Consider the following 24,504-nt stretch of genomic DNA (forward strand, 5'->3'; position numbering starts at 1 on the left):
GGACCGTGCGGTATTCTTTCCGACGGTGTCGCCGACCTGGAGTCGGCTCTGACGGCGTTCGTCGAACGGAGGGGAGACGAGTGGAAACAGGATCGAGATTGAGGTTGAGAATGGGATCGAAATCGACCGAAACCCGACGGACTCGAGTCGAGAGCGACGGTGATCGTCCGTGAGCGACGCATCGGTATCACCAGACCTCCAGCGCACGGGCGGAATAGAGCGGATCAGAGAGCGGTCCTACGGCGGATTCTTCGTCGTCTGCGCCGCGGTTACTGTCTTCACGACGGTGGCGATTTTCCTGACGCTGTTGGCGGACGCCGTCGAGTTCTTCACGGCGTACTCGATTGTCGACTTCGTGACCGGGGTACACTGGAGTCCCAACCCGACGGGCGGCGGATCCGCATTCGGCATCGTGCCCCTCGTCGTCGGGACCGTCGTCGTGACGATCACGGCCGCGTTCGTCGCGCTGCCGATCGGCACGCTGACCGCGATCTACCTGAGCGAGTACGCCACGTCGCGTACGCGATCGATTCTGAAGCCCATGCTCGAGGTGCTGGCAGGCGTACCGACGGTCGTCTACGGCTACTTCGCGCTCGTGTACGTGACGCCGGCGCTCCAGGCGACGCTCTTTCCGTCGATGAGCACGTTCAACGCCCTCTCGGCGTCGTTGATGGTCGGCATCATGACGATTCCGATGGTGTCCTCGATCAGCGAGGACGCGATGCGGGCGGTGCCTGACCAGCTCAGGCACGCCGGGTATGGACTCGGCGCGACGAAGTTCGAAGTCTCGACCGGCATCGTCGTGCCGGCGGCGATATCGGGGATCGCTTCGTCGTACATCCTCGCGGTCTCGCGGGCGATCGGCGAGACGATGGTCGTCGTGGTCGCGATGGGTGCGCAAGCGAACCTGCCCGCGATCCGGAATGGATTGGCCGGCGTTCCGTACGTCCACCCCGGAGACGTGCTGCTAGATCCCGGCATGACGATCACCGTCGCGATGGTTCAGATCGCCGGCGGCGACCTCACTGGCGGGTCGTTACCGTACGACGCGATGTTCGCGCTCGGACTGGCGCTGTTCGTCGTCACGCTCACGCTCAACGTCGTCAGCGACGTGGTCGCCGAACGGTACAGGGAGGAGTACTGACGTGGCCGTCGAACGACCCACTCCTGAATTCGGCCGGGTGAGTCGGCTCAAGGGAGTCGTCTTCGAGTACCTGGCACTGAGCGCCTCGGTCGTCGGCATCGTCGCACTCGCCGCGCTGTTGATCTACGTCTTCATCGACGCGCTCGAGCTTAGCAACGCGCGTCCCGAGTGGCTGCTGACGTACTTTCTGACCCTGGTGCTCCCGTTCATCGGGTTCTGCCTCTACAGCGCGAACGACCGCGACTTCACTCGTCAGACTGGCCTCGCGCTCGGCGGTGGACTGGTTGCAACGGCTGGCCTCTTTTACGCGTTCGAGATGGTCGTCCGACCGGTTCCGCGGCTGAATTGGCAACTCGTGTACCTGTTCGTCGTCGTCGTGCCGGTCGCCACGATCGTCGCATTCGTCGGTAGCCAGCGGCCAGTCGGCCGAACCGGGTTCGGTATCCTGGGGCGACTCGTCGGGGGCGTCGCGCTCGGGCTGGCGCTGATCGTCCTCTTCGTCGTCTTTGACGCCCGGCTGTGGTTCCTGGCGTACACGCTCGGGTTCCTACCGGCCCTCGGAGTGCTAGCGTACGGTCAGCGGCGGCCGGCTTCGCCGGCGTCCCTGCTCGCTGTTCCGGTGGCCGCCGTGGGCGTCCTCGCCGCGGTCCTCCTTCGCGGCCCGGTCAACGTGTACCCGACCACCTGGGCGATTTACGTCTGGACGCTCGCGGTCCCAATTGCGGCAGCCATCGCCGCGCTGACTGTTCGTCGGGACGGGGTACGAACGGCCTTCGCCTCCGCTGGCCTGGCATTCCTCCTCGCCGTCGGCGGCAGCCTCGTGGGCGGTTTCGTCGGCGTCTCCCCGGCGTCGGCGTTGCTCGTACTGCTGACGACTGGCGTTCCGACGGTCGCCTACGGTCGGCGAGCGCTCGAGGCCAACGACGGCCGAATCGGCCTGGTGCTGCCTGTAGTGCTCGTCGCCGGTGCGCTCCTCGGCGCGCTGCTGGTCGAGACGACGGGAGTTCCCGCTCCGGATCCCTGGCTCGACCCGTCGTACCTGACGAACAGTCCCTCGAGGTTCCCCCGTGAAGCGGGGTTGTACCCGGCGATCGTCGGCTCGATCCTCGTCATCGCCCTCGTAGCCGTGCTGTCGTTCGTCCTGGGCGTCGGATCGGCGGTCTTCCTCGAGGAGTACACCGTCGATACCGGTCTCGTCGGCACGGTGACGCGCCTGGTCCAGATCAACGTCGCGAACCTGGCCGCGGTTCCGTCGGTCGTCTACGGCCTGCTGGGGTTGGGCCTGTTCGCCAACCTGCTGGGACTGGGGTTCGGTTCGGTCATCACCGCTGCGCTGACGCTCTCGCTGTTGATCCTCCCGATCACAATCATCTCGGCACAGGAGGCGATTCGTGCAGTTCCCGACGCCCAGCGACAGGCCTCCTACGGGATGGGCGCGACTCGATGGCAGACGACCAAAAACGTCGTGTTGCCGGAAGCGCTCCCGGGTATCCTGACGGGCACGATCCTCGCGCTCGGCCGGGCCATCGGGGAGACGGCCCCGCTGCTCATGATTGGCGCCGCAACCACCGTCTTCAGCCCGCCGAACGGAATTTGGAGCAAGATGAGCGCGATGACGATGCAGATCTACGCCTGGGCGAACTTCCCGCAGGCCGAGTTCAGGTACGGCGTCCTCGCCGCCGGCGTCGTCACGCTGTTGATCGTCCTGCTGGGGATGAACGCGACCGCGATTATCCTCAGGAACAGGTTCGAACGAGGGACCTGACGTGCCGACGAGCGAGCCACCGGACCCGACGACCGGAACGGAATCGCGGACGGCTACTGCCGGCGGGATCAGTCCCACCGACGAAACCGACGGTCGGGGCGGCATCAGGACGAGGAATCCCACCACACGCTACGGCGGCGATCTGGCACTCGAGCCGCCCCGTATTGCCAATGTCGGCGCCCCCGTCACGCGGGTCACGGCCACCGCTGGCCCGACCGACGCCAGGGAGCGGGCGTGACTCGATTCCCGGCCGACGCGACCGATTTCCTACCGATCCTATATAGGACGGTACCGATCGTCGACTGGACAGCGTTCACTCGAGTCACTCGCCGTCGGACAGAAAGAGCGATTGCCGCCGGTTCTGCACTTACATCACCTGAGAACCCGAGGGCGGGTCGATGCCACAATCGAGCCACGTATGACTATATAGCACTATGTTCCGATCATAGTAGACTATTTACCTCGTCTGGGGTATCCATCCGGTGATGTCGAGAGACGCCTCTGGCGTGCCGGCGACCGGGCTCGGGAGACGGGAACTGATCGCCGCGACGGGGGTCGCGGCGACCGCCGGGCTGGCCGGTTGTACCGACGTACTGGCTGAAGAGGGGAGACAGGTACCGATCGCCGGAAGCAGCACGGTCTTTCCCGTGACCGAAGCCGTCGCCGCGGCGTACTTCGAGGAACGGCCGAGCGTCAACGTCTCCGTCAGCCAGACGGGGACCGGCGGCGGCTTCTCGAACTTCTTCTGTCCAGGCATGACCGCGATCAACAACGCGAGTCGCGAGGTCGCAGACGCCGAGCTCGAGCAGTGTGCCGAGAACGGAATCGAGCCGATCGAGTTCACCATTGCAACGGACGCGCTGACGGTGGTCGTCAACCCCGACGCCGACTGGATCGACTGCCTTACGGTCGAGGAACTCCGCGAAATCTGGCGCGCCGACGGCGCCCAGCGCTGGAGCGACGTGCGAGACGACTGGCCTGACGAGGAGTTCGAACTGTACGGCGCGGCTACCACCTCGGGAACGTTCGATTACTTCAACGAGGCGGTCATCGGCGAGGACGTCAACCACCGCGGCGATTATCACGCGACCGAGCAGGATCGAACGATCGTCCAGGGCGTTCGTGGTTCCAGACACGCCATCGGGTACTTCGGCTTCTCCTTTTATGCCGAAAACCCGAATCAGATCAAGGCCGTCGGAATCGATAGCGGCGACGGTTGCGTCGAACCGTCGCTCCAGACGGCCATGGACGGCGAGTACACTCCGCTGTCGCGTCCGCTGTTCATCTACGCGTCCGACCAGGCGCTCGTCAACCCCGAAGTGCAGGACTTCCTGCGCTTTTACATCGAGCAGTCGGCAACCGACCTCGTCGAGGAGGTCGGCTACGTCCCCGTCACCGAGGACGTTCGAGACGAGAACCTCGAGAAACTCGAGACGGCCATCGATGAGGTGACCGCATGAGCGCGATCGACCTCTCCAGCGACGGGAGCCGGACGGCCCGCGGAATCGCCTTCCGATATCTGTTCACGCTGTGTGCGCTGCTGTCGATCCTGACGACAGTCGCCATCGTCCTGACGCTGTTGCTCGACGCAGTGGACTTCTTCGCCGCCGTCTCGCCGATCGAGTTTCTCTTTGGCACTCGCTGGAGCCCGACGAACGATCCCGTCGCCTTCGGCGTGTTGCCGCTGATCTCGGGGACGCTCACCATCACGGTCGGGGCCGCGGCTATCGCGCTACCGATCGGCCTGTTGACGGCGATCTACCTGAGCGAGTACGCCTCGAGCCGTCGGCGAGCATACCTGAAGCCGGCACTCGAGGTGCTGGCAGGCGTGCCGACGGTCGTCTACGGTTACTTCGCACTCGTCTACGTGACCCCGGCGCTCGACGCGATTCCGTTCGTAGAACTGTCGACGTTCAATGCCCTGTCGGCCTCGATCATGGTCGGCATCATGATCATCCCGATGGTCTCCTCGATCAGCGAGGACGCCATGAGCGCGGTCCCCGATTCCCTGCGCCAGGCCAGTTACGGTCTCGGGGCGACGAAGTTCACCGTCTCCACGTCGGTCGTCGTTCCAGCGGCGCTGTCGGGCATCTTCTCGTCGTTCATCCTCGCGCTCTCGCGGGCGATCGGCGAGACCATGATCGTGGCCATCGCGGCGGGACAGACGCCCAAGCTGATCGACCTGACCGATCCAGCGGGGCTGTTCCTCGAGTCCGTACAGACGATGACGGCGGCGATGGTCCAGATCGGGACGAACGACGTCGTCGGCCAGTCGATCGCCTACAAGAGCCTGTTCGCGGTCGGCCTGACGCTGTTCGTGATCACGTTCGCCATGAACCTCGTGAGCGAGTATGTCGCCTCGCGCTACCGGGAGGTGTACCAGTGATGGCGGCCGAAACTGGCGACCAGACGGTCGACGAACGCGAATCCGAGTTCGGGCAGATCAGTCGGACGAAGGACGTCGCCTTCCGCTGGCTGACGCTCGCGGCGGCGCTCGTCGGTATCCTCTCGCTCGCGATCCTGCTCGCGTACGTCACGGTCGACGCCGTCGGCTGGCTCGACTGGCAGTTCCTCACCAGCGCCCCACACCCGAACCCGTTCGAGGCCGGCATCTTCCCGGCGCTGATCGGGTCGATCGCGCTCATGCTCCTGATCGCGCTCGTGACCTTCCCGCTGGGCGTCGGCGCGGCGATTTACTTAGAGGAGTACGCGAGCGACGGGCCGCTCACGACGTTCATCCAGATCAACATCGCCAACCTGGCAGGCGTCCCGTCGGTCGTCTACGGCCTGCTCGGACTGGGGCTGTTCGTAAGCCTCATCGGTTTCGGCTTCGGGACCCTGCTCGTGGCCGCGTTCACTGTCGCCCTGCTCATCCTGCCCATCGTGATCATCTCCGCCCAGGAGGCGATCCGGGCCGTTCCAGACTCCCAGCGACAGGCCTCCTACGGGATGGGCGCGACGAAGTGGCAGACGATCCGCAACGTGGTCCTACCGCGGGCGATGCCTGGCATCCTGACCGGGACCATCCTCGCGCTCGGCCGCGCCATCGGTGAAACGGCCCCGCTGATCATGATCGGCGCGCCGACGACCGTCTTCGGCGTGCCCAACAGCCTCCTCAGCAAGGTCAGCGCCATGCCCATGCAGATTTACACCTGGGCCCGGTACCCCGAAACCGAGTTCCAGTACGGAGTCGTCGCCGCCGGCGTCGTCACCCTGCTCGTCGTCTTGCTGTCGATCAACTCCGTCGCGATCCTCATCCGGAACCACTACCAGCACGACCAATGACCCGAGAACCCCTGACCACCTCGAAGACCGAATCGAGCGACGACCAAGCCTCCCCGACGCCGGGATCCGACGGACTGGCCGACCGGGCAACTGACGCCGATACGTCGACCACCACCGACAGTCGGACGATCCTCGAGAGCCGCAACCTGGACGTCTACTACGGCGACGACCAGGCGCTCCAGGACGTCTCCGTGGAACTCCCCGAGAAACAGGTGACCGCGGTCATCGGCCCCTCCGGCTGCGGGAAGTCGACGTTCCTCCGGTGCATCAATCGCATGAACGACCTCGTGGACGCCGCCAACGTGGAGGGGGAGCTGCTGTTCGACGGGAAGAACGTCTACGACGACGACGTCGACCCCGTCGCGCTGCGCCGCAAGATCGGGATGGTGTTCCAGCAGCCCAATCCGTTCCCCAAGTCGATCCGGGATAACGTCGCCTACGGCCTCAAGGTCCAGGGCATCGACGATAACGTCGATGAGCGCGTCGAGCGCGCCCTCGAGCGTGCCGCGTTGCTCGAGGAGGTCGAAGACCAGCTGGACTCGAGCGGGCTGGACCTCTCGGGCGGACAGCAACAACGCCTCTGTATCGCCCGCGCCATCGCGACCGATCCCGAGGTCATCCTGATGGACGAGCCAGCGTCGGCGCTCGACCCCGTCGCCACTTCGAAGATCGAGGACCTGATCGAGGAGCTGGCGACCGACTACACCGTCGTGATCGTCACCCACAACATGCAGCAGGCGGCCCGAATTTCGGACAAGACGGCCGTATTCCTCACGGGCGGGGAACTCGTGGAGTTCGACGACACGACGAAGATCTTCGAGAATCCCGAGAGCCAGCGCGTCGAGGATTACATCACCGGCAAGTTCGGATAGCCTCGAGGGCGAACACCTCGGCACCGTTCGATAGATGGAGGAGTCGACGTTGTGGAGGTTCGGACGTACGCTTTTCCAGATTCGGTGTCGTCGTACTCGTGGGACTCTTCGGACTCGAGCGGCAGCCGTTCGTTCTGTTACCTCTTGACATCCACCCACGACTGAAGTCGTGGGATTCCTCTCGTGGGAGTCTCAGTCGTCCGAGTCCTCGAGAGCGATATTCCCGCTCGGTGCGGTACTCCGGGTTGTGTACGCCTCGTTGGCCGTTGTTTCCGCGAGGGAAGGCGGGCTATGGTCGTCCCGCCAGTTGTGATTGTTCCACTTGAGGTACACGGGCCGTGCCATCGACCCGACTGCGTTGTTCTGCCGTCTTAGGAACGATTCCGACGCCACGAGGTCGGCGTGCCCCTCGAACCCACACGGGCATGTCAACGAATTCTCGTGGCGACGTGTATTGTCGCGTTCACCGCACACAGGACACTCTTGACTCGTCCACGCTTCGGATTCTTCCGCGACCGTGATGCCGTATTCTTCGCACACGTCTTCGAGACGGTTGATGAACCGTCGGTACGCCCAGAAGGTGTGCGTCTTCTCGTTCACACGCGGCGACCAGTGCGCCGAAAGAACGTCCTTGATGTCGCCTACGTACAGCGTCGAAACACTCTCGTCATACAGGCGTTCCACAAGGTCTCGGACGAGGCTGTCTTGGGCGTGGTTGCGGCGGTTCGTGCGCGTTCGATACTAGCGGTCGATGCGCTTGCTGGACTTGCGTTGGTCTTCGAGGAGCGACTGATAGGACGCGATTCGTTCCGTGGTTTCACGGAACTCCTTGAATAAGTTGCGTCCCTCGTACAGGTATTGGGAGCCGGTCGTTGTCGTGCAGGCGACGAGGTTGTTCGCGCCAACGTCCAGAGCGGGCTCGTGGGAGGCCAGTGGTGAATCCAGTCGAGAACGGTCGACGGTGACTGGTTGATAGGCCCTGAACGTCTCTTCGAGTTCGTCGTACACGAGTTCGAGTCGGCCCTGCTCGCCGCTCCACTTCGGATCGCCCGCAACTTCAACGCGCAGACGCTGGTTCCGATTCAGCCCGAGTTCATCCTTGAGTTCGGAGCCAATCGGGACTTCGAGGCGAGATCGGTCCCCGAACTCGAGGGTGTACTAGTCGTTGCGGACGTAGGTGCGTAGCACCCGTCCGTCGTCTTCGTTGCCCCAGTACCCCGGTGGCGACGGTCGGTCATCGAGTTTCCCTGCGTGGTACGTCTCGTTACTGGCGAAAAACGACCGCCATGCCTTCGAGTTCTTCCGAATGAGTTGTTGGGCAGCCGAGCTACTGAGAACGCCCTTGTATTTGCCTTCGAGCCTTCCGGTGTCGGCGTCCCAGACACTTTCGTCTGTGAGGAAGTGTTGGCGGCGAGCGTAGTTCGTCTCGTTCCAGAGACTCGCAGAAGCGTCCAACCAGCGAACGAACACCTCGCGCTCCTTTTCGGAACGAGGGCGAACGTCGAACTGGTTGGTTCGCTTCATTACTACGTGCTACGTAATATTGGTTCGTAAACGTATGGATTAGCGTGGGAGACTCGGGCCTGCCATCGCACGTGGTTCGGATAGCGGAGTGTCGGATTCATCCCACGACTAACGTCGTGGGCTTTCTCCTTGACTTCGTGTAATGGAGAGGGTGACTCGCGACGTCGTCAGCAGTCGGCTTCGACCGCGACAGTGAACGATTCAGCGGACGCAGGCTGTCGTGACGAGAGCCTGCAAGAACCAGCGAGAACGAGAACCAGCGTTAGCTCCTAGCCGTCGCGCGCAGGTTCACGAACTCGTCGCGGATGGCCCGGCGCTTGACCAGGACGAACCCGATCGCGATCAGGACGAAGCCGAACACCGTCGTTCCGGTGATCACCTCGTCGAGGAGCAACCAGCCGAAAATTGCGGCGAAGACCGGCGCCACGTAGGACACCATGTTGATCTCGATCGGGCCGAGGCGCTCGAGCAGGGTGAAATACACGAGGAAGCCGAGGGCGCTCGAAGCGAGTGCGAGGTACGCGAGCGACCAAAACGCGTTCGGGTGGAGCCACGTCGCTGGTTCGATCGGTTCGCGCAGCCCGAGGCTCAGCAGGTGCATGAGGATCGCGCCGCCGATCATCGACCAGGCTTCCATCGTCTCGATGGCCATTTCGGCGTCGAGCCGACGGGTGAGGACGCTCCCGAGGGCGAACGACGCCGCGGCGAGGAAGACAAGGGCGGTCGCGATCGCGTTCGCCGAGAGCAGGTCGTTGGGGTCCGGTTGGGCAATGACGATCACTCCGCAGAGGCCGATTCCGACGCCAATCAGTCCGACCGCAGAGAGCGCGTCCGACGGGACGAGTGCGCGGGCGAAGCCGGTCGTGAGGACGGGCGAGAGCGACACCACGATTGCGGCGGCCGCGGCCGTCGTGTTCTGCTGGCCGACGAAGAGGAACGCGTGGTAGGCCGCGATGAGAAAGACCGATCCGATCGTGACCAGGAGCCACTGGTCGCGGCCCTGCGGGAGCAACGTTTCACCGTCGACGACGTACGCGGCGTAAGCCAGCATGATGACGCCGGCGATATCGTACCGAAGCGCCGCGAAGAGCACGGGTGGGAAGTACTCGAGGCCGGCCCCGATCGCAACGAACGCGGTTCCCCAGACGGCCGCTAGCGCGAGAAAGAGGCCGAAGTTTCGGTATCTGCTCACGAGTGGGGATTCGCCACAGGCGACCTATGCGTTTCGATTCGAAATCACTGCGACGGGCCGTTCGTCTGCGTCGCATTACCGGCCGTTTCGACGTGCGTCTGATCGGCCCGTCGGACGACGAGGACGTCGTAGGTGTCGTCGGTGGCGACGCTCGAGCCGACGCTACTCACCGAGGTGACGAGCCGGCCAGCGTTCTCGCTACCGATACACACCATCGACGCGCCTTCTTCGCGAGCGATGCGTCGGATCCGTTTGGCTATCGTTCCCGGCGGGGCGTACCGGTCCACTCGCTCGACGCGGAAGGAAGCGTCCGGACACAGCGTTTCCACCTGTTTGCGAAGTCCCCGTATAATCGCGTCGCCGTCGAAAGCCGCCTCGTCGTCGATCCAGCCACGTTCGGTGGCGTAGGCACAATTTCCTACCGGAACGACGGTTACGGCCAGGATCGGTTCGTCGAACACGGCGGCGAACCGAGTTGCCTTGCGCAATGCGGCCTCGGCGAGTTTCGATCCGTCGAACGGAACGATGAGTGACATACCGAACGCACGCTTGGTTACCGAATAAACGCCACTTCTCGTTCTCGCCTGCGAGGAACGTTACTCGAGGCTGAGTCCAGCGTGCCAGCGGTCGACGCCGGCCTCGCGCTTGACCGCGTCCATCTTCGCCAGGAGGTGCGTCGCCAGCGAAGCGGTTTCGGCGGCTCGAGACTCGCCCTCGGTGCGGAACTCGCCGGTCACGCGGTTGGCGTAGACCGAACAGACCGCTCCGGCCCGGAGGCCGTAGACGTTCGCGATGGTGAGGATAGCGCTGGCCTCCATCTCGATGTTGGCGACGTTGGCCTCGGTGAGTTCGTCGATCAGGTCGTCGGCGCCGGCGGCCTCGAACCCGTCAAACCCGGGTCGACCCTGCCCGGCGTAGAAGGAGTCGGCGCTCATCGTGGTCCCCGTGTGGTAATCGTAGCCGAGCCGTTCGGCCGCAGCGACCAGCGCGCTGACGACCTCGTAGTCGGCCGTGGCGGGGTAGTCCTCGCGGACGTACTCGTCGCTCGTGCCCTCCTGGCGAACGCCGCCGGTCGTGATCACGAGATCGCCGACGGTCATCTCTGGCTGGAGCGCCCCACAGGAGCCGACACGGATGAACGTCTCGCAACCGACGCGGGCGAGTTCCTCGACGGCGATGGCCGCGGAGGGGCTGCCGATTCCCGTCGAGGTGACCGAGATTGGCGTCCCGTCGTAGGTCCCAGTCGCCGTGCGGTACTCGCGGTGGTGAGCGCGCTCCTCGTGGTCGTCCCAGTGAGCGACGATCTTCTCGACGCGCTCGGGATTCCCCGGCAAGAGGACGGTATCGGCCACGTCGTCGGCCGCGACCTCGAGGTGGTACTGTACGTCGGCATTCGGGTCTTCGCTGTCGCCGGCCATAGAGACTCGAGAGTTGTCGCGCCATCGTATATAAATGCTGGAGGACCGTACGGGGCGTATGGGCACCGATCCGAACGCCGGGGCGGGAGCGGAACCCGAGACGGAAGGAGACGCCGCCGGAGGAGTGGACACGGAAGAGCGGACGCTCTCTGATACAGCGGGCACCGCGAGCAGCACGCTCACCGACACCTACGTCGCCGCCCTCCAGCACGACCTGGTCGACCTCGAGACCGGAACGACACTCGTCGGCGTCGTCCGCCAGCCGACCTCGTGGTTTCACGCCGCCGTCGACGAGAACCTACCGGCACTCGGGCCGCCGTCGACGTTGCTCGAGGACGCCAAAACGGCCGCAGAGGACCTGAAGATGGCTGGCATGTGCGACGAGGGCGCCCACAACGCGTCCTGGGAGCAGGTGGATTTCGAGGACCGGTACCGGGAGCACCTCGAGACCGATAGCGAGGCCCGGGAGGCGCTCGCGGAACTCGAGGGACGGCTCGAGGACGGCGAATCGATCGCGCTCGTCTGCTTCGAGAACACAGGCAAGAAGCGCTGTCACCGAACCGTGTTGCGAGAGGTTCTCGAGGCCAGACGAGCCTGACTGCCCTCCTCGAGGCCGAACCTGATGTCGACCCATCTCGAGAGCGAAACCGCCTCAGTCCACGTTCTCCGGCGACGCACACGACGACGAGATGACTCGCCCGGCGAGACGACCGTCGACCACCCGTCCCAGGATTTCGACCTCGACTACGAGCGGTCCCTCGGGCGGCCGCTCCGTCGGCGAATCGAGGCGTTCGAGCCCCTCAAAGACCACGACGTCCATCGGACTCCGGTCGGAAGGATGTGCGGCTATCAGCGTTCCGTCGTCGGCTCTCGAGACCTCGAGGCAGTAGCGCTCCCCGATGCCGAGCGAACCGCTGACCAGGTCGCGAATCGACGTCATCGGTTCAGAGCCGGTTGATGTCCACGTCGTCGGGGTCGTTCGGATTCACCGTGTTGGCGCAGTTCGCACAGAGGCCGACCCCCTCCTGGTAGTGGACCTGGCAGACGAGGGCGCCGCAGTTGTCACACCGCTGCTCGGCCGACCGCGTTTCACAGATCTGACAGAGGCCGCTGACGCTCATACTCGAGGTACGGACTCGAGTGGCTTCAAACCGGTGCCGGCACTGGGGACGCGACGTCGCTCGAGCAAGAAATCGATTAACGATGCACATCCTATAGTAACTTCAGAAAGTGTGCCACTGTTCGCGATGAGATGTCGGTTCGATGCGCTCGAGGCTGGCCCGAAGAGAGGTGAGGCCCGGCGGGAACTGAGGCTCAGGAACGCTGAGGGCTGGCGAGGAGCTGAGAGCCGAAGTCGAGTCCCGTCGAGAGGCCGTCCGTCGCTACTCGTCTTCGCTGTCCCCGTCGCCATCCGTTTCGGATTCGTTGGCTTCCTCTCCGGTATCTTCGTCGGCATCTTCCGATTCGTTGGACTCCTCGTCTTCCTGGTCGTCCGTCTCTTCGCCACCATCTGCTCTGTCGTCGCGTTCTACTTCCTCGATCTCGACGTCCTTGCCTGCGACCCCGCTCTCGGAGATTACGGGTTTCAGGTTGTAATCGGACCCCTGTCCACGTTTGACCACGTTGATGTCGAAGACGAAATCGACGGGGTCGTCGGCACCGATCTCGAAGGGGTGCGTGATCTGTAATTTTTCGCTGGGAAGCTTGACGTTCGCCTGCTCGCCATCGACGATTCCCTCGACCGCCGAGACGTGCAGTTCGATCTTCTCGTACGTTCCCGGGGAGAGTTCACCCTCGAACACGGAGACTGCACGTTCGCCAACCAGTTCCGTGAGGTCGACCGTCCTTCCCTCGAGGTCGACGATGTAGAATCCACGCTTTCGTTCGACGCCGTCGGCGGTGTCGTTCTCGTCTTCGTTGCCTTCGGTGTCTTCGCCGTCGTCACCGTCTTCGTCACCTTCGTCGGATTCCCCGTCCGCGTCTACATCGTCCTCGCCATCGTCACTCGAGTTCTGCTGATCGTCGGCATCTTCCCCTTCAGTTTCGTTCGATTCCTCGCCTCCGTCTTCTTCAGTTTCACTCGAGTCCTCGTCGTCACCCTCGTCCCTACCACCGTCGAAGATTCGGGCATAATCGAGCGTGACGTCCAGCCGTTCGAAGTCGCCGATGTCGGCCGGCATGTCACTGACCAGCAGTCTGAAGTTCCCCTGGTGTCTGCTCTCCTCGGAGCCATCCGTTTGTGCCCCGTCGTCGGACTGTGTGTCCTGGTCGGGCGTCCCATCGTCGCCTGATTGCTCCGGTTCGTCACCAGACGTGCACCCGGCGAGTGCCGTCGCACCGACGCTACCGCCGGCAGCGATGAACGCTCGGCGTCCCACGCCAGGTTTCGACTGGTGGTTCGCCCGCTTCGACTCGTCGCTTGCTCGATTGTTTGGCATTACTCCCTCCAGACAGGAACCGGGTAAAGCAGTGCCGTTCGTTCTGGAGATTCAGAATCGTTTGTGAACGGTTTTGCTCCCGTGCTCAACGGGCTGAAATGCCCGCCAGATCGTCCCAACGATCAGTTTGAACGGAAGGTCGGACTGAAGGCCGTGCGTTTTTGGCTCGAAGCGACACCGTTCGGCCGCTTCGCTCGGTGAACACAAACGGTCGCGTATTCGACGCGACGGCCGGATGACACCCCGAGGCGAGACCGACGCGTGTTCGGTCGCCGCATCCTTTAGGCCGCTCGAGTCCCTACCTCGAGTGTGCAACGGTCACCGATCGTGTTGCTCGTCGCCGTGCTGTTCGCGGGCATGACGGCCCTGCTCGTGATCGGCTCGTTCGTCTCGCGCTCGCCGATTCCGTTCGTCGTCGCGGTTCCGCTCGGAGCGACGGCCTACTTCATGTACTACCACGGCAGCGGAAAGCTCCTGGAACGATTTCGCCGTAGCGAGGTTCGGAGCCAGCAACGTCAGCGCGAGCGGACGCGACACGCCCGGGACGAACGTGGTGGCTTCGGAGCGGGGCCACGTGCTCGAGGCGGCCCGCGAACGCGTGCGGAGCGCGAGGCTCGATTCGGTGCCGGTCTGGGCGGGGGCGGGTCCAGAGCCGGTCCCACAGGTTGGCGCAGCGAAGATCCACGAAATCGAGTGTCCGCGACCTCGAGCGGACCCACGACCGCCGAAGCCCGGAACGTGCTCGGCGTCGGCCCGACGGCCGACCAGGCGACGATCAAACGAGCCTATCGAGAGCGCGTCAAGGACGTCCACCCCGATCGTGGCGGCGACGAGGCGGAGTTCAAGCGGGTGACGGCGGCCTACGATCGCCTCCGCGAGTGAAGACATGACACCCTATGTCACAGTCGCTCTCGAAAGACACACGTTGACATTCGGCAGGAAGGCTTTTGCCGTGTGACTCGCTATCACCGGATATGAGCCGTGACCGGGCCCTGCTGGAGCGGGCCCTGGAACGTGGCGAACAGGACGGTGGGAACGTCGAGTTCAAGGAACGGCTGCTCGAGTCGATCCACCTCGAGGGCGGGCGACGGGAGAGTCTCGCCGCACAGCTCCGACACCGCGTCCTCTCGGGCGACGGCGAGGCGACGTACGTCGTCGGCGTCACCGACGATGGTGGCCTCGCCGGCATCGACGTCGACACCTTTTCGGAGTCGATGGACGTGCTCTCGCTGCTCGCCGAGGAAGCCGAGTGTCACATCGAAGACGTCCAGACCTGGGGCATCGAGGGCGGCGTCGTCGGCATCGCCCTGATCCGCGAAGGTGCGGTCCTCGAGACGGACGACCAGCACGTCGTCGTCGGGACGGCCGGCCACGTCGACCACGGAAAGAGCACGCTGGTCGGCTCGCTCGTCACCGGCCGCCCGGACGACGGCGACGGCGCGACGCGAGCCTTCCTGGACGTCCAGCCCCACGAGGTCGAGCGCGGACTGTCTGCCGACCTCTCTTACGCCGTCTACGGCTTCGACGACGAGGGGCCGGTGCACGTCGTGAACCCGAATCGGAAACAGGACCGGGCGGCCGTCGTCGAGGAGGCCGACCGCCTCGTCTCGTTCGTCGACACCGTCGGTCACGAGCCCTGGCTCCGGACCACGATCCGCGGGCTCGTCGGCCAGAAACTCGACTACGGGATGCTCGTCGTCGCCGCCGACGACGGGCCGACGCGCACGACCCGCGAACACCTGGGGGTATTGCTCGCCACGGAACTCCCCACGGTGGTCGCCCTCACCAAGACCGACCTCGTCGACGACGACCGCATCGAGGAGGTCGTCCTCGAGGTCGAGCGTCTCCTCCGGGACGTCGGCAAGTCCCCGCTCCGGGTCGGCCGCCACGGTGTCGACGCCGCCGTCGAGGAAATCGGCGACACCGTCGTCCCCATCGTCGAAACCAGTGCGATCACGATGGACGGCCTCGACGTCCTGGACGAACTGTTCGACCGACTGCCGAAGACTGCCAGCGACGATGGCGAGTTCCGGATGTACATCGACCGGAGCTACGCCGTGACCGGCGTCGGTGCCGTCGCCTCGGGCACGGTTATGCGCGGCGAGGTCGAGGCCGGGGACGAACTCCTGCTCGGGCCGATGGCCGACGGGTCGTTCCGCGAGGTCGAAGTCCGATCCATCGAGATGCACTACCACCGCGTCGATCAGGCACAATCCGGGCGGATCGTCGGCATCGCGCTCAAGGGCGTCGAAGAGGCGGAAATCGAGCGCGGGATGGTCCTCCTGCCCGGCGACGCCGATCCCACGCCCGTTCGCGAGTTCGAGGCCGAGGTAATGGTGCTCAACCACCCCACGCGAATCGGCGACGGCTACGAACCCGTCGTCCACCTCGAGACCATCGGCGAGGCCGCGGCCTTCTATCCCGAGGACGGCCGCCTCCTGCCAGGCGACAAGGGCAAAACCCGAGTGCAGTTCAAGTTCCGCTCGTACCTGGTCGAGGAGGGCCAGAAGTTCGTCTTCCGCGAGGGTCGGAGCAAGGGTGTCGGGACGGTGACGGACGTCTCACCGGCGACGTAGGTGAAGGATTTCGGATTATCCGGTATCGGGGTCGACCTAGTCTGTCCCGGAATCCGGCTCGAGCGTCCCCCGCTCGAGAACCTCGGACGTTTCGGCGTACCGCCCCGCGAGTTCCACGTAGTGGTCCGCAGCGGTTGCCCACGGCGAATCATCGACCTCCTTCCTGACTTCGGCAGGGGCACCGACGACCAGGACCGACTCGGGGACCGTCGCATCCTCCGTGACGACGCTGTTCGCAGCGACCAGGCTCTCCGCGCCGACCGTCGCCCGGTCGAGGACGATCGCGCCCATCCCGACCATGGCTCGCTCGCCGACCGTCGCGGCGTGCACGATTGCGTTGTGACCGACGGTCGCGTAGGGGCCGATCGTCGACCCCTCGTGGACCGTCGCGTTGTCCTGGACGTTCGCGCCTTCCTCGAGGACGATTTCGCCGTGGTCGCCCCGGATCACAGCTCCCGGCCAGACGCTGGCGTCGGTTTCGATCGTCACGTTGCCGATGACGACCGCGCGCTCGTCGACGTACGCCGAATCCGCGATCGTCGGTTCCCGGCCGTCGAAGGATCGGATCATGGACCAAATTAGAGCGGGCTCGAGTAAGCGTTACTGGTACTCGACGAGCACATATGTCTAATTCAAATAGTAGTCTGTACTATGTTATATCAATATACAATCTGTACTGTCCAGTGGAGACAGTCGATTCGATCAGGTCGGCGTTAAACGATCGATCAATGACCAAAGCTGATCTTGAGGAGAGATACGGCCGGAGAGGAACGATATTCGAGAGAACGTTCGGAAATGGCAGGGTATCGATCGACTGTAGCGGGGTGCCGGTCGAATGTGGCGGAGGGTCGATCGTATATGGCGGTTAGAGGCGATACAGATTGCATACATTCGAAATTGTCGTATTCCGCTGGGCTCTAACGGACCGGACAGTAGAAATTATCGGATTTTATATATTAATGTGTAAATACCATTTCACAATATTATTCTAGGCCGAAACGTACCTACGACCGGCTCGAGTCGATGCTAACGATTCGAATACGATCGACGAACGAGAGAGTGAAGAGTTGTTAGCAAAACTGGGAGAATTTCCCGGTCAGGGTCGATGTCGGACCCGAAAGTCAAAGACGTGGCAACTCATAGCGGGTACCAATCGATGGCACGTAACGACGCCAGAGATGGAGACGACGGTACAGCGCTCGCGCTCGACGATCGGGCGAACTACGACTACGTCAGTGACGACCTCGAGCGCCCCGACCTGGTCGAGGATCTCCGTCACCGAATCGATGGCGAGGTGCGATTCGACGTGTACACTCGACAGCTGTATGCGACAGATGCGTCCGCCTACGAGGTGACACCCATCGGCGTCGTCTTTCCGCGAACCACGGCGGAAGTCGCCTCGGTGGTCCGGTACTGTGCCGATCGGGAGATTCCGGTGCTCCCTCGTGGCGGCGGCACAAGCCTCGCGGGTCAGGCGGTCAACGAGGCAATCGTGCTGGATTTCACGCGCCACATGGACGGCATCCTCGAGGTCGATACCGATTCACAGATTGCTCGCACGCAGGCTGGAACGGTCCTCGAGGATCTGAACCAGCGACTCGCCCCCGGCGGCCTGAAGTTCGCGCCGGATCCCGCTTCCGGCAATCGGAGCGTGATCGGCGGGGCGATCGGAAACAATTCGACCGGGGCCCACTCCCTCAAATACGGCAAGACGGACGCCTACGTCGAGTCCTGCGAGGTCGTGCTCGCCGACGGATCCGTCGAAACCTTCGGAGAGGTGACCGTATCGAAACTGCGCGAGCGAGCCGACCCCGAGGCCGACGACATCCTGCCTCGAATCTACGCTGGCGTTCTCGCGATTATCGACGACCACGCCGACGACGTCGAGGCGCGCTACCCGTCGCTCAAGCGCAACGTCTCGGGATACAATCTCGATCGACTGATCGAAGAGGCCCGGACGGGAACGGTGAACCTCGCCCGCCTGCTCGCCGGAAGCGAGGGGACGCTGGCCATCGTCACCGAGGCGACGGTCTCCCTCGAGCCCGTTCCGGAGACCAAAGCCGTCGTCCTTCTGACCTACGAGCGACTGCACGACGCCGTCTCAGATGTCGGGAACGTCCTGAAACACGACCCCGCAGCGATCGAACTCATCGACGACATGCTGCTCGAACTGGCCGGAGAGACGGCCGAATTCGCGGAGGTGGTATCGATGCTGCCCCCGGAGACGAACGCCGCACTGCTCGTAGAATTTTACGCCACCGACGACCGGGATGGACGCGAGAAAACCGGAGCCCTCGTCGAGGATCGACTACGGCGGAACACCGGAAACGACCGGCTCGGGACTGAACGTTCAGGGGGCGAACGATCGACGGATCGGGAACACGAACGATACGCCCTCGAGGCGCTCGAGGCGCACGACGCCGCCGACCGGGCGACGTTCTGGAAGATGCGCAAGGCCGCGAACCCGATCCTGCTTTCGCGAACCTCGGACGCCAAACACATCAGCTTCATCGAGGACTGCGCCGTTCCCGCCGAGCACCTGCCCGAGTTCGTCGACCGGTTCCAGGACGTGCTCGAGAAGTCCGGCACGTTCGCCTCGTTTTACGGGCACGCGGGCCCAGGAGTGTTACACATTCGTCCTCTCATAGACGCGAAGTCAGCGAAGGATCGGGAGGCGATGGTGGCAATTTCAGATGCTGTGACGGACCTCGTGGTCGAATTCGGCGGGGCGGTTTCGGGCGAGCACGGCGACGGCCGGGCCCGAACCCAGTGGAACCGGAAGCTCTACGGCGACGCTCTCTGGCAGGCGTTTCGCGACCTGAAGACGGCGTTCGATCCCGACTGGTTGCTCAACCCCGGACAGGTCTGCGGCGACGTCGACATGACCGAGAACCTCCGGTTCGACGGCGAGTACGAGTTCGATGCAGGGTTCGAACCCGCCCTCGAGTGGGACAACGAGAACGGCATGCAGGGGATGGTCGAACTCTGTCACGGCTGTGGCGGCTGTCGCGGCACCCAGGAGAACACCGGCGGCGTGATGTGTCCGACCTACCGGGCCGCCGACGAGGAGATCACGACCACCCGCGGACGAGCGAACATGCTCCGACAGGCGATGAGCGGCGACCTCCCGGACGATCCGACGGACGACGCGTTCGCCACCGAGGTGCTCGACCTCTGTATCGGCTGTAAGGGTTGTGCAAGAGACTGTCCAAGCGAGGTCGACATGGCCAAACTCAAGGCCGAAGTCAGTCACGCTCGCCACCAGCGAGAGGGGGCGAGCCTCCGCGGTCGGCTCTTTGCGAACGTCGATTCGCTCGCCCGAATCGGGAGCGCGACCGCACCGCTTTCGAACGTCCTCCCCTCGCTGCCGGGGGCTCGCCTCGTCGCCGAACGGGGGCTCGGAATCGCCCGCGAGCGGACGCTGCCGACGTTCGAACGGGACACGCTCCAGGATTGGTTCCGAGCGCGCGGCGGCTCTCGAGTCCCTCGCTCGACGGCAGACCGCCGCGCCGTTCTCTTCCCGGACACGTACACGAACTACAGTCACCCCGAGGTCGGAAAGGCCGCGATACGGGTGCTCGAGGCGGCGAACGTCCACGTTAGTCTCGCCGGCCAGACGGACAGCGGTCGGCCCGCCCATTCGAAGGGGTTTCTCGAGAAATCGCGCCGAACGGCCGCCGAAAACGTCGACGCGCTCATACCCCTCGTCGAGGACGGGTGGGACGTCGTTCTCGTTGAACCGTCCGACGCCGTCATGTTTCAATCCGACTATCTCGACCTGCTCTCGGGGACCGACGTCGAGACCGTCGCCGAACACACCTACGGCGTTTGCGAGTACCTCGACGGGTTCGGGCTGGACGAGTCGATCGACTTCGACGCCCCACCAGTTTCGCTCTCCTACCACGGCCACTGCCACCAGAAGGCGACCAAGAAGGATCACCACGCGGTCGGCGTCCTTCGTCGAGCGGGCTACGCCGTCGATCCGATCGACTCGACGTGCTGTGGGATGGCTGGCACCTTCGGCTACGAAGCCGAACACCACGCGATGAGTACGGCTATCGGCGAGATCCTCGAGGGACAACTCGGAGAGAGCACCGGGGAGGTCGTCGTCGCCTCCGGGGCGTCCTGTCGGACCCAGCTCGAGGACCTCGAGGTCGACACCAACCACGACCTGCTCTCGGCAGACGGCCAGGGTCCGCCGACGCCGGTTCAGGCGCTCGCGGACGCGCTCCCACGGTAATCGGTAATCGGCATCAGTATCTCGACCGTTCGAAAAATCGATAGCGGGGTCGCGCCGAGTCCGAGCGAGGTCCGCGGTTAGCGAACTAATCGCGTCGGTGAATCGCCCGTAACGCGCTCAGTTCAGCGCGTAGCTCAGGGCGTCGGTCGCCTTGTTTCCCGCGCCGGTGTTGATGATGAGGATTTCGTCGTCCTCGTCCAGTTCGCCCTCCTCGGCCATCTGCATGGCTGCCGCCAGCGCCGCGCCGGGTTCGACGCACATCTCGATGCCGGCGTGTCGTGCGGCGGCGATTGCCCCGTCGAGCGCCTCGCTGTCGGAGACGGCGACGCCAGTGCCGCCGGTCTCGTAGACGGCCTCGAGCATCCAGGGAGAGGCGCCGGGATCGGGGACTTCGATCCCGCGGCCGATGGATTCGGGACAGTCCCAGGCTTCGTGTTCCTCTCGGTGTTCTTCGATGGCGTCGACGACCGGCGCACAGCCCTTCGACTGGGCGACGTTGAGGCTGGGCGGGGTCTCGTCCTCGAGCCAGCCTAGCTCGGCGAGTTCCTGGTAGGCCTTCCAGATGCCGATCAGGCCCACCCCGCCGCCGGTCGGGTAGAAAATCTCGTCGGGACTCCCCCAGCCGTACTGCTCGAAGAGCTCGAGTCCCATCGTTTTCTTCCCCTCGTGTCTGAAGGGCGTCTGGAACGTCGCGACGGTGTACCATCCATTCTCGTCGCTGAGTTCGCCGAACTTCCCGCCGGCCTTGTCGAGTTTGCCGTCGACGAGGTGGAGGTCCGCGCCGTGGGCCTCGACCATCGTCTTCTGGATGTCGTTCGACTGGTAGTTGAGGACCACGGTACAGTCGATGCCTGCTCGAGCCGTGTACGCGGCGGCGGCCTGGCCGGCGTTGCCGGCCGAGGGAATGGCAACTTCTCGGATTCCCTGCTGGGAGGCACCGGAGACGGACGCCGATGCGCCGCGGTCCTTGAACGTGTTCGTCGGGTTCTGTCCTTCGTCCTTGATCGCGACGCGGGCGACCCCCATCTCCTCGGCAAGTGCCGGACACTCGACAATCGGGGTGTTGCCCTCGCCCATCGAGACGATGTCGTCCGTATCGAGGATGGGAAGGAGTTCGCGATACTTCCACATCGAGCCGTTTCGGGCTTCGATCTCCTCGCGGGAGACGTCGATGGCCTCGTAGTCGTACTTCGGATCGAGGATGCCCCCGCACTCGGGGCAGGGGAACTCGGTGTGCTCCAGGTCGTAGGTCGAGCCACAGTCGTAGCACTCGAAGTGGCTAACCACGCTGTTCGTATTAGTCACGGTAACGTAGTCGGATCCGTCGCTCCGGATCAAAAAGGTTCGGGTTCGAGACGATTTCCGCCGACTAGATTTTATTAGTGCGCGTTCGGTGGGTGTAGTCATGGACCTCGAGACAGCGATCGGTAACGGCTGTGCACGCGATTGGGAGACGGTCGACGCGCGCGACGTCGAACCGGTACGATTCGCGGTGATCGGACTCGGCTGGTTTACCAAGGGGCGCGCGCTGCCCGCCCTCGAGTCGAGCGACCGGTGCGTTCCCTCGGTGCTGGTCAGCGGCTCGGCCGAGAAAGCGCAAACGCTCGCCGACGAGACGGACGGGGCCACGCGCGGACTCACCTACGACCAGTTCCACGACGGCGTCGCACGTGACGCCTACGACGCAATCTACGTCGTCACCCCGAACGCCCTCCACCTCGAGTACGTCGAGACGGCCGCTGAGTACGGTAAGCACGTCCTCTGTGAGAAGCCGATGGAGCGCTCGAGCGACCGCGCCCGGGAACTCGAGGCCGTCGCCGCGGACGCCGGAATCGAACTCATGATCGCCTATCGGATGCACACCGAACCAGCCGTCCGACGCGCCCGGGAACTGATCGAAGAGGGCTACGTCGGGACACCGATGGCCGTCGACGGCCAGATGTCCCAGCGACTCCTCGACCGGATCAACCCCGATCCGGAGCAGTGGCGACTCGACGAGAACCTCGCCGGCGGCGGCGCACTCTTCGACATCGGCATCTACCCCCTCAACACCGCTCGCTTCCTCCTCGATTCGGACCCCATCACCGTCACGGGGACCACCTCAAGCACCCACGACGCGTTCGCCGACGTGGACGAGACGGTTTCGTTCGCGCTCCGGTTCCCCGACGACGTGACCGGGCGGTGTTACGCCAGCCACAACGCCCGTCAGGCCAGTTCGATCACGGTCACGGGGACGGAGGGACAGATCCGCGTCGAACCCGCCTTCTTCCAGGAGCAGCGCCGAACGCTCCACGTCTCTCGCGGGGACGGTCGCGCCTCGATCGAACTCGAGCCGGTCGATCAGATGCTCGAGGAATTCGATTACTTCGCCGACCGGGTGCGCGGGGACGCGGCCCTGTATCCCGACGGAGAGCACGGGATCGCCGACATGGAGATCATGGAAGCGATCTACGAGGGGGCCGAAGAAGATCGGTGGGTTTCGCTCGAGTGACGAGTGACGGCGTACGGTACCGACGATTAGACGTCGGTGAATCCCTGGTGGAACCCGACGAGCTTCTCTCGCGAGAAGTGTTCGACCGCGTACTTGATTCCCTCCTTTCCGACGCCCGAATCCTTGAACCCGCCGTAGGGCATGTGGTCGGCCCGGAACCCGCTGACCGTGTTGATGTTGACCCCGCCGGCGTTGATCGCGTCGGCCGCCCGCTTCGCCCGGTCGATGTCCTGAGTGAACAGGCCGGCCTCGAGACCGTAGTTCGTGTTGTTGGCTTCCTCGATCGCCTCGTCGAAGGAGTCGACGCTGATGACGGGCACGAGCGGGCCGAACGTCTCTTCTTTCGCGGCCGGCATCTCCGGCGTCACGCCCGAGAGGACGGTCGGTTCGAAGACCCAGTCGCCGAGGTCGCCGCCGTAGTCCCCGCCGCACTCGACGGTCGCGCCCTGCTCGATGGTCTCTTCGAAGATTTCGACGACGTCTTCGAACTGATCACCGTCGACCATCGCCGCGATGTCGGTCTCCTCGTCGAACGGGTCGCCGATCGTCAGGCTCCGGCAGGCGTCGACCATCGCGTCGACGAGTTCGTCCTCGATAGACTCGTGGACGATGACGCGCTCGACGCTGTTGCAGACCTGGCCGGCGTTCGAACACGCGCCGCCGACGACCTGCTCGGCTGCCGCCTCGACGTCCGTGTCGTGCCAGACGATGGTCGGGTCGTTGCCGCCCAGCTCGAGGGTCAGCTCCTTCATGCCGCTGTTCTCGGCGAGGTACTTTCCGACGCCGGTGGAACCGGTGAAGGAGATTGCCTCGACGGCGTCGTGGGCCAGGAGTTCGTCGCCGACGGTCGAGCCGCTGCCGGTGACGACGTTCACGAGGCCGTCCGGCGCGGGGGAGTCCTCGACCGCGTCCTGCAGACACTCGAACAGCAGGATGGCGCTGAGCGGCGTATTGGTCGCAGGCTTGCCGACGACGGCGTTACCCGCGGCGAGAGCGGGACCGACTTTGTGAACCATCAGATTGAGCGGGAAGTTGAACGGCGTGATGGCGGCGACGACGCCGAGGGGTTCGCGCTGGGTGAAACAGTGATCCTTCGCAAAGCCCTTCTGGGCGTCCATCGGAACGTACTCGCCGAACATCCGTTTCGCCTGCTCCGCAGAGAGGCGCAGGGTCTGGGTCGCCCGATCGACCTCGGTTCGGGCTTCGCCGATCGGTTTCCCCTGTTCGCCCGTGATCACTTGCGCGACCTCCTCCGCGCGCTCCTCGAGACGGTCGGCCGTGTCCTCGAGCAATTCGTACCGCTGGTACGCTGAGAGCGTCGACGCGTCGAAGGCGGCCTCGGCAGCTTCGACCGCGTCGCGTACTTGCACGTCGGTGGCCATCGGGACCGAACCGATCCGTTCGCCGTCGTATGGGTGGACGACGTCCGTTCGGTTCTCGCTGTCGGTCCACTTGCCCGCGATGAGCATCCGCTTGTCGAGACTGCTGGCTACGTCCAGACTCATGTTCGAACAGTTGGGGAAGGGAAGAATAAGTCTTGCGACGGGGTCGAACCATCC

The 24,504-nt window shown here is 64.3% G+C and carries 21 protein-coding genes and 1 pseudogene; 12 read left to right on the forward strand and 10 right to left on the reverse strand.

The genetic code is table 11. The annotated features are described in order from the left end of the window. The first annotated feature begins 169 nt into the window (after positions 1–169). The 7 genes from pstC (NGM29_RS12685) to pstB all read left to right on the forward strand — a co-directional run bounded on the left by pstC (NGM29_RS12685) (position 170) and on the right by pstB (position 7,066). Positions 170–1,144 carry a phosphate ABC transporter permease subunit PstC gene (pstC, locus tag NGM29_RS12685; RefSeq protein WP_425499146.1) on the forward strand — a complete coding sequence of 325 codons (975 nt, stop codon included), beginning with the start codon at positions 170–172 and terminating at the stop codon, positions 1,142–1,144. 1 nt (position 1,145) lies between these two features. Further along, complete coding sequence (pstA, locus tag NGM29_RS12690) at positions 1,146–2,909, forward strand: phosphate ABC transporter permease PstA (protein ID WP_254156632.1); 1,764 nt, start codon at positions 1,146–1,148, stop codon at positions 2,907–2,909. A 1-nt stretch (position 2,910) separates the two neighbouring features. Then, complete coding sequence (locus NGM29_RS12695) at positions 2,911–3,147, forward strand: hypothetical protein (protein WP_254156633.1); 237 nt, start codon at positions 2,911–2,913, stop codon at positions 3,145–3,147. 247 nt (positions 3,148–3,394) lie between these two features. Further along, entirely contained in the window at positions 3,395–4,369 is a 975-nt protein-coding gene (locus NGM29_RS12700) for a PstS family phosphate ABC transporter substrate-binding protein (RefSeq protein WP_254156634.1), read from the forward strand. Beyond that, positions 4,366–5,295 carry a phosphate ABC transporter permease subunit PstC gene (gene pstC, locus NGM29_RS12705; protein WP_254156635.1) on the forward strand — a complete coding sequence of 310 codons (930 nt, stop codon included), beginning with the start codon at positions 4,366–4,368 and terminating at the stop codon, positions 5,293–5,295. Before NGM29_RS12700 ends, pstC (NGM29_RS12705) begins: the two co-directional genes overlap by 4 nt. Next, entirely contained in the window at positions 5,295–6,194 is a 900-nt protein-coding gene (gene pstA / locus NGM29_RS12710) for a phosphate ABC transporter permease PstA (RefSeq protein WP_254156637.1), read from the forward strand. Before pstC (NGM29_RS12705) ends, pstA (NGM29_RS12710) begins: the two co-directional genes overlap by 1 nt. Then, the gene (gene pstB, locus NGM29_RS12715; RefSeq protein ID WP_254156639.1) at positions 6,191–7,066 is read left to right on the forward strand and encodes a phosphate ABC transporter ATP-binding protein PstB; all 876 of its coding nucleotides are present in this window, start codon (positions 6,191–6,193) and stop codon (positions 7,064–7,066) included. The genes pstA (NGM29_RS12710) and pstB overlap by 4 nt, the downstream gene beginning before the upstream one ends. 192 nt (positions 7,067–7,258) lie before the next feature. On the opposite strand, the pseudogene NGM29_RS12720 reads toward pstB, so the two are convergent. The 4 genes and pseudogenes from NGM29_RS12720 to NGM29_RS12735 form a co-directional block, all read right to left on the reverse strand. Next, positions 7,259–8,590: pseudogene (locus tag NGM29_RS12720) on the reverse strand (RNA-guided endonuclease InsQ/TnpB family protein). A 262-nt stretch (positions 8,591–8,852) separates the two neighbouring features. Next, on the reverse strand, positions 8,853–9,782 hold the full coding sequence (locus NGM29_RS12725) for a DMT family transporter (protein ID WP_254156641.1): 930 nt from the start codon (positions 9,780–9,782) through the stop codon (positions 8,853–8,855). Positions 9,783–9,826: 44 nt separating this feature from the next. Next, positions 9,827–10,318, reverse strand: a complete 492-nt coding sequence (locus NGM29_RS12730) for a universal stress protein (RefSeq protein ID WP_254156642.1) — start codon at positions 10,316–10,318, stop codon at positions 9,827–9,829. Between the two features lie 60 nt (positions 10,319–10,378). Next, positions 10,379–11,200 carry a nucleoside phosphorylase gene (locus NGM29_RS12735; RefSeq protein ID WP_254156643.1) on the reverse strand — a complete coding sequence of 274 codons (822 nt, stop codon included), beginning with the start codon at positions 11,198–11,200 and terminating at the stop codon, positions 10,379–10,381. 58 nt (positions 11,201–11,258) lie between these two features. Between NGM29_RS12735 and NGM29_RS12740 the strand changes: the two genes are divergently transcribed. Next, the gene (locus tag NGM29_RS12740) at positions 11,259–11,798 is read left to right on the forward strand and encodes a DUF488 domain-containing protein (RefSeq protein WP_254156644.1); all 540 of its coding nucleotides are present in this window, start codon (positions 11,259–11,261) and stop codon (positions 11,796–11,798) included. A gap of 54 nt (positions 11,799–11,852) precedes the next feature. Here NGM29_RS12740 and NGM29_RS12745 read toward each other — a convergent pair whose 3' ends face one another. From NGM29_RS12745 to NGM29_RS12755, 3 genes are all read right to left on the reverse strand, one after another. Further along, a complete protein-coding gene (locus NGM29_RS12745) occupies positions 11,853–12,140 on the reverse strand; it encodes a hypothetical protein (RefSeq protein ID WP_254156645.1) in 288 nt (95 codons plus the stop codon). Positions 12,141–12,144: 4 nt separating this feature from the next. Beyond that, positions 12,145–12,321 (reverse strand): hypothetical protein, encoded by a 177-nt coding sequence (locus NGM29_RS12750; RefSeq protein WP_254156646.1) that lies wholly within the window; start codon positions 12,319–12,321, stop codon positions 12,145–12,147. Positions 12,322–12,582: 261 nt separating this feature from the next. After that, complete coding sequence (locus NGM29_RS12755; RefSeq protein WP_254156647.1) at positions 12,583–13,638, reverse strand: DUF4382 domain-containing protein; 1,056 nt, start codon at positions 13,636–13,638, stop codon at positions 12,583–12,585. A 309-nt stretch (positions 13,639–13,947) separates the two neighbouring features. Here NGM29_RS12755 and NGM29_RS12760 point away from each other — a divergent pair, with 309 nt between their 5' ends. Beyond that, positions 13,948–14,520 carry a J domain-containing protein gene (locus tag NGM29_RS12760; protein ID WP_254156648.1) on the forward strand — a complete coding sequence of 191 codons (573 nt, stop codon included), beginning with the start codon at positions 13,948–13,950 and terminating at the stop codon, positions 14,518–14,520. 92 nt (positions 14,521–14,612) lie between these two features. Then, positions 14,613–16,214: a GTPBP1 family GTP-binding protein gene (locus NGM29_RS12765; RefSeq protein ID WP_254156649.1), complete on the forward strand. Its 1,602-nt coding sequence runs from the start codon at positions 14,613–14,615 to the stop codon at positions 16,212–16,214. Positions 16,215–16,250: 36 nt separating this feature from the next. Here the strand turns inward: NGM29_RS12765 and NGM29_RS12770 are convergent, their stop codons facing one another. Further along, positions 16,251–16,784, reverse strand: a complete 534-nt coding sequence (locus NGM29_RS12770) for a gamma carbonic anhydrase family protein (protein ID WP_254156650.1) — start codon at positions 16,782–16,784, stop codon at positions 16,251–16,253. 586 nt (positions 16,785–17,370) lie between these two features. Here NGM29_RS12770 and NGM29_RS12775 point away from each other — a divergent pair. Continuing rightward, a complete protein-coding gene (locus NGM29_RS12775; RefSeq protein ID WP_254156651.1) occupies positions 17,371–20,454 on the forward strand; it encodes an FAD-binding and (Fe-S)-binding domain-containing protein in 3,084 nt (1,027 codons plus the stop codon). 117 nt (positions 20,455–20,571) lie between these two features. Here the strand turns inward: NGM29_RS12775 and NGM29_RS12780 are convergent, their stop codons facing one another. Then, positions 20,572–21,759, reverse strand: a complete 1,188-nt coding sequence (locus NGM29_RS12780) for a threonine synthase (RefSeq protein ID WP_254156652.1) — start codon at positions 21,757–21,759, stop codon at positions 20,572–20,574. 100 nt (positions 21,760–21,859) lie between these two features. Between NGM29_RS12780 and gfo6 the strand changes: the two genes are divergently transcribed. Continuing rightward, the gene (gfo6, locus tag NGM29_RS12785; RefSeq protein ID WP_254156654.1) at positions 21,860–22,945 is read left to right on the forward strand and encodes a D-xylose 1-dehydrogenase Gfo6; all 1,086 of its coding nucleotides are present in this window, start codon (positions 21,860–21,862) and stop codon (positions 22,943–22,945) included. Between the two features lie 26 nt (positions 22,946–22,971). Here gfo6 and NGM29_RS12790 read toward each other — a convergent pair whose 3' ends face one another. After that, complete coding sequence (locus NGM29_RS12790; protein ID WP_254156656.1) at positions 22,972–24,450, reverse strand: aldehyde dehydrogenase family protein; 1,479 nt, start codon at positions 24,448–24,450, stop codon at positions 22,972–22,974. Positions 24,451–24,504 lie beyond the last annotated feature (54 nt).

The organism is Natronosalvus rutilus, from assembly GCF_024204665.1.
In the GTDB taxonomy this organism is placed as follows: Archaea; Halobacteriota; Halobacteria; order Halobacteriales; family Natrialbaceae; genus Natronosalvus; species Natronosalvus rutilus.

Coding starts and splice junctions, on each gene's coding strand:
- NGM29_RS12750 (WP_254156646.1), bottom strand. CDS start 12,321: ATGAGCGTCAGCGGCCTCTGTCAGATCTGTGAAACGCGGTCGGCCGAG.
- NGM29_RS12765 (WP_254156649.1), top strand. CDS start 14,613: ATGAGCCGTGACCGGGCCCTGCTGGAGCGGGCCCTGGAACGTGGCGAA.
- pstB (WP_254156639.1), top strand. CDS start 6,191: ATGACCCGAGAACCCCTGACCACCTCGAAGACCGAATCGAGCGACGAC.
- NGM29_RS12735 (WP_254156643.1), bottom strand. CDS start 11,200: ATGGCCGGCGACAGCGAAGACCCGAATGCCGACGTACAGTACCACCTC.
- NGM29_RS12775 (WP_254156651.1), top strand. CDS start 17,371: ATGGCACGTAACGACGCCAGAGATGGAGACGACGGTACAGCGCTCGCG.
- pstA (WP_254156637.1), top strand. CDS start 5,295: ATGGCGGCCGAAACTGGCGACCAGACGGTCGACGAACGCGAATCCGAG.
- NGM29_RS12745 (WP_254156645.1), bottom strand. CDS start 12,140: ATGACGTCGATTCGCGACCTGGTCAGCGGTTCGCTCGGCATCGGGGAG.
- NGM29_RS12790 (WP_254156656.1), bottom strand. CDS start 24,450: ATGAGTCTGGACGTAGCCAGCAGTCTCGACAAGCGGATGCTCATCGCG.
- NGM29_RS12700 (WP_254156634.1), top strand. CDS start 3,395: ATGTCGAGAGACGCCTCTGGCGTGCCGGCGACCGGGCTCGGGAGACGG.
- NGM29_RS12755 (WP_254156647.1), bottom strand. CDS start 13,638: ATGCCAAACAATCGAGCAAGCGACGAGTCGAAGCGGGCGAACCACCAG.
- gfo6 (WP_254156654.1), top strand. CDS start 21,860: ATGGACCTCGAGACAGCGATCGGTAACGGCTGTGCACGCGATTGGGAG.
- NGM29_RS12740 (WP_254156644.1), top strand. CDS start 11,259: ATGGGCACCGATCCGAACGCCGGGGCGGGAGCGGAACCCGAGACGGAA.
- NGM29_RS12770 (WP_254156650.1), bottom strand. CDS start 16,784: ATGATCCGATCCTTCGACGGCCGGGAACCGACGATCGCGGATTCGGCG.
- NGM29_RS12730 (WP_254156642.1), bottom strand. CDS start 10,318: ATGTCACTCATCGTTCCGTTCGACGGATCGAAACTCGCCGAGGCCGCA.
- pstC (WP_254156635.1), top strand. CDS start 4,366: ATGAGCGCGATCGACCTCTCCAGCGACGGGAGCCGGACGGCCCGCGGA.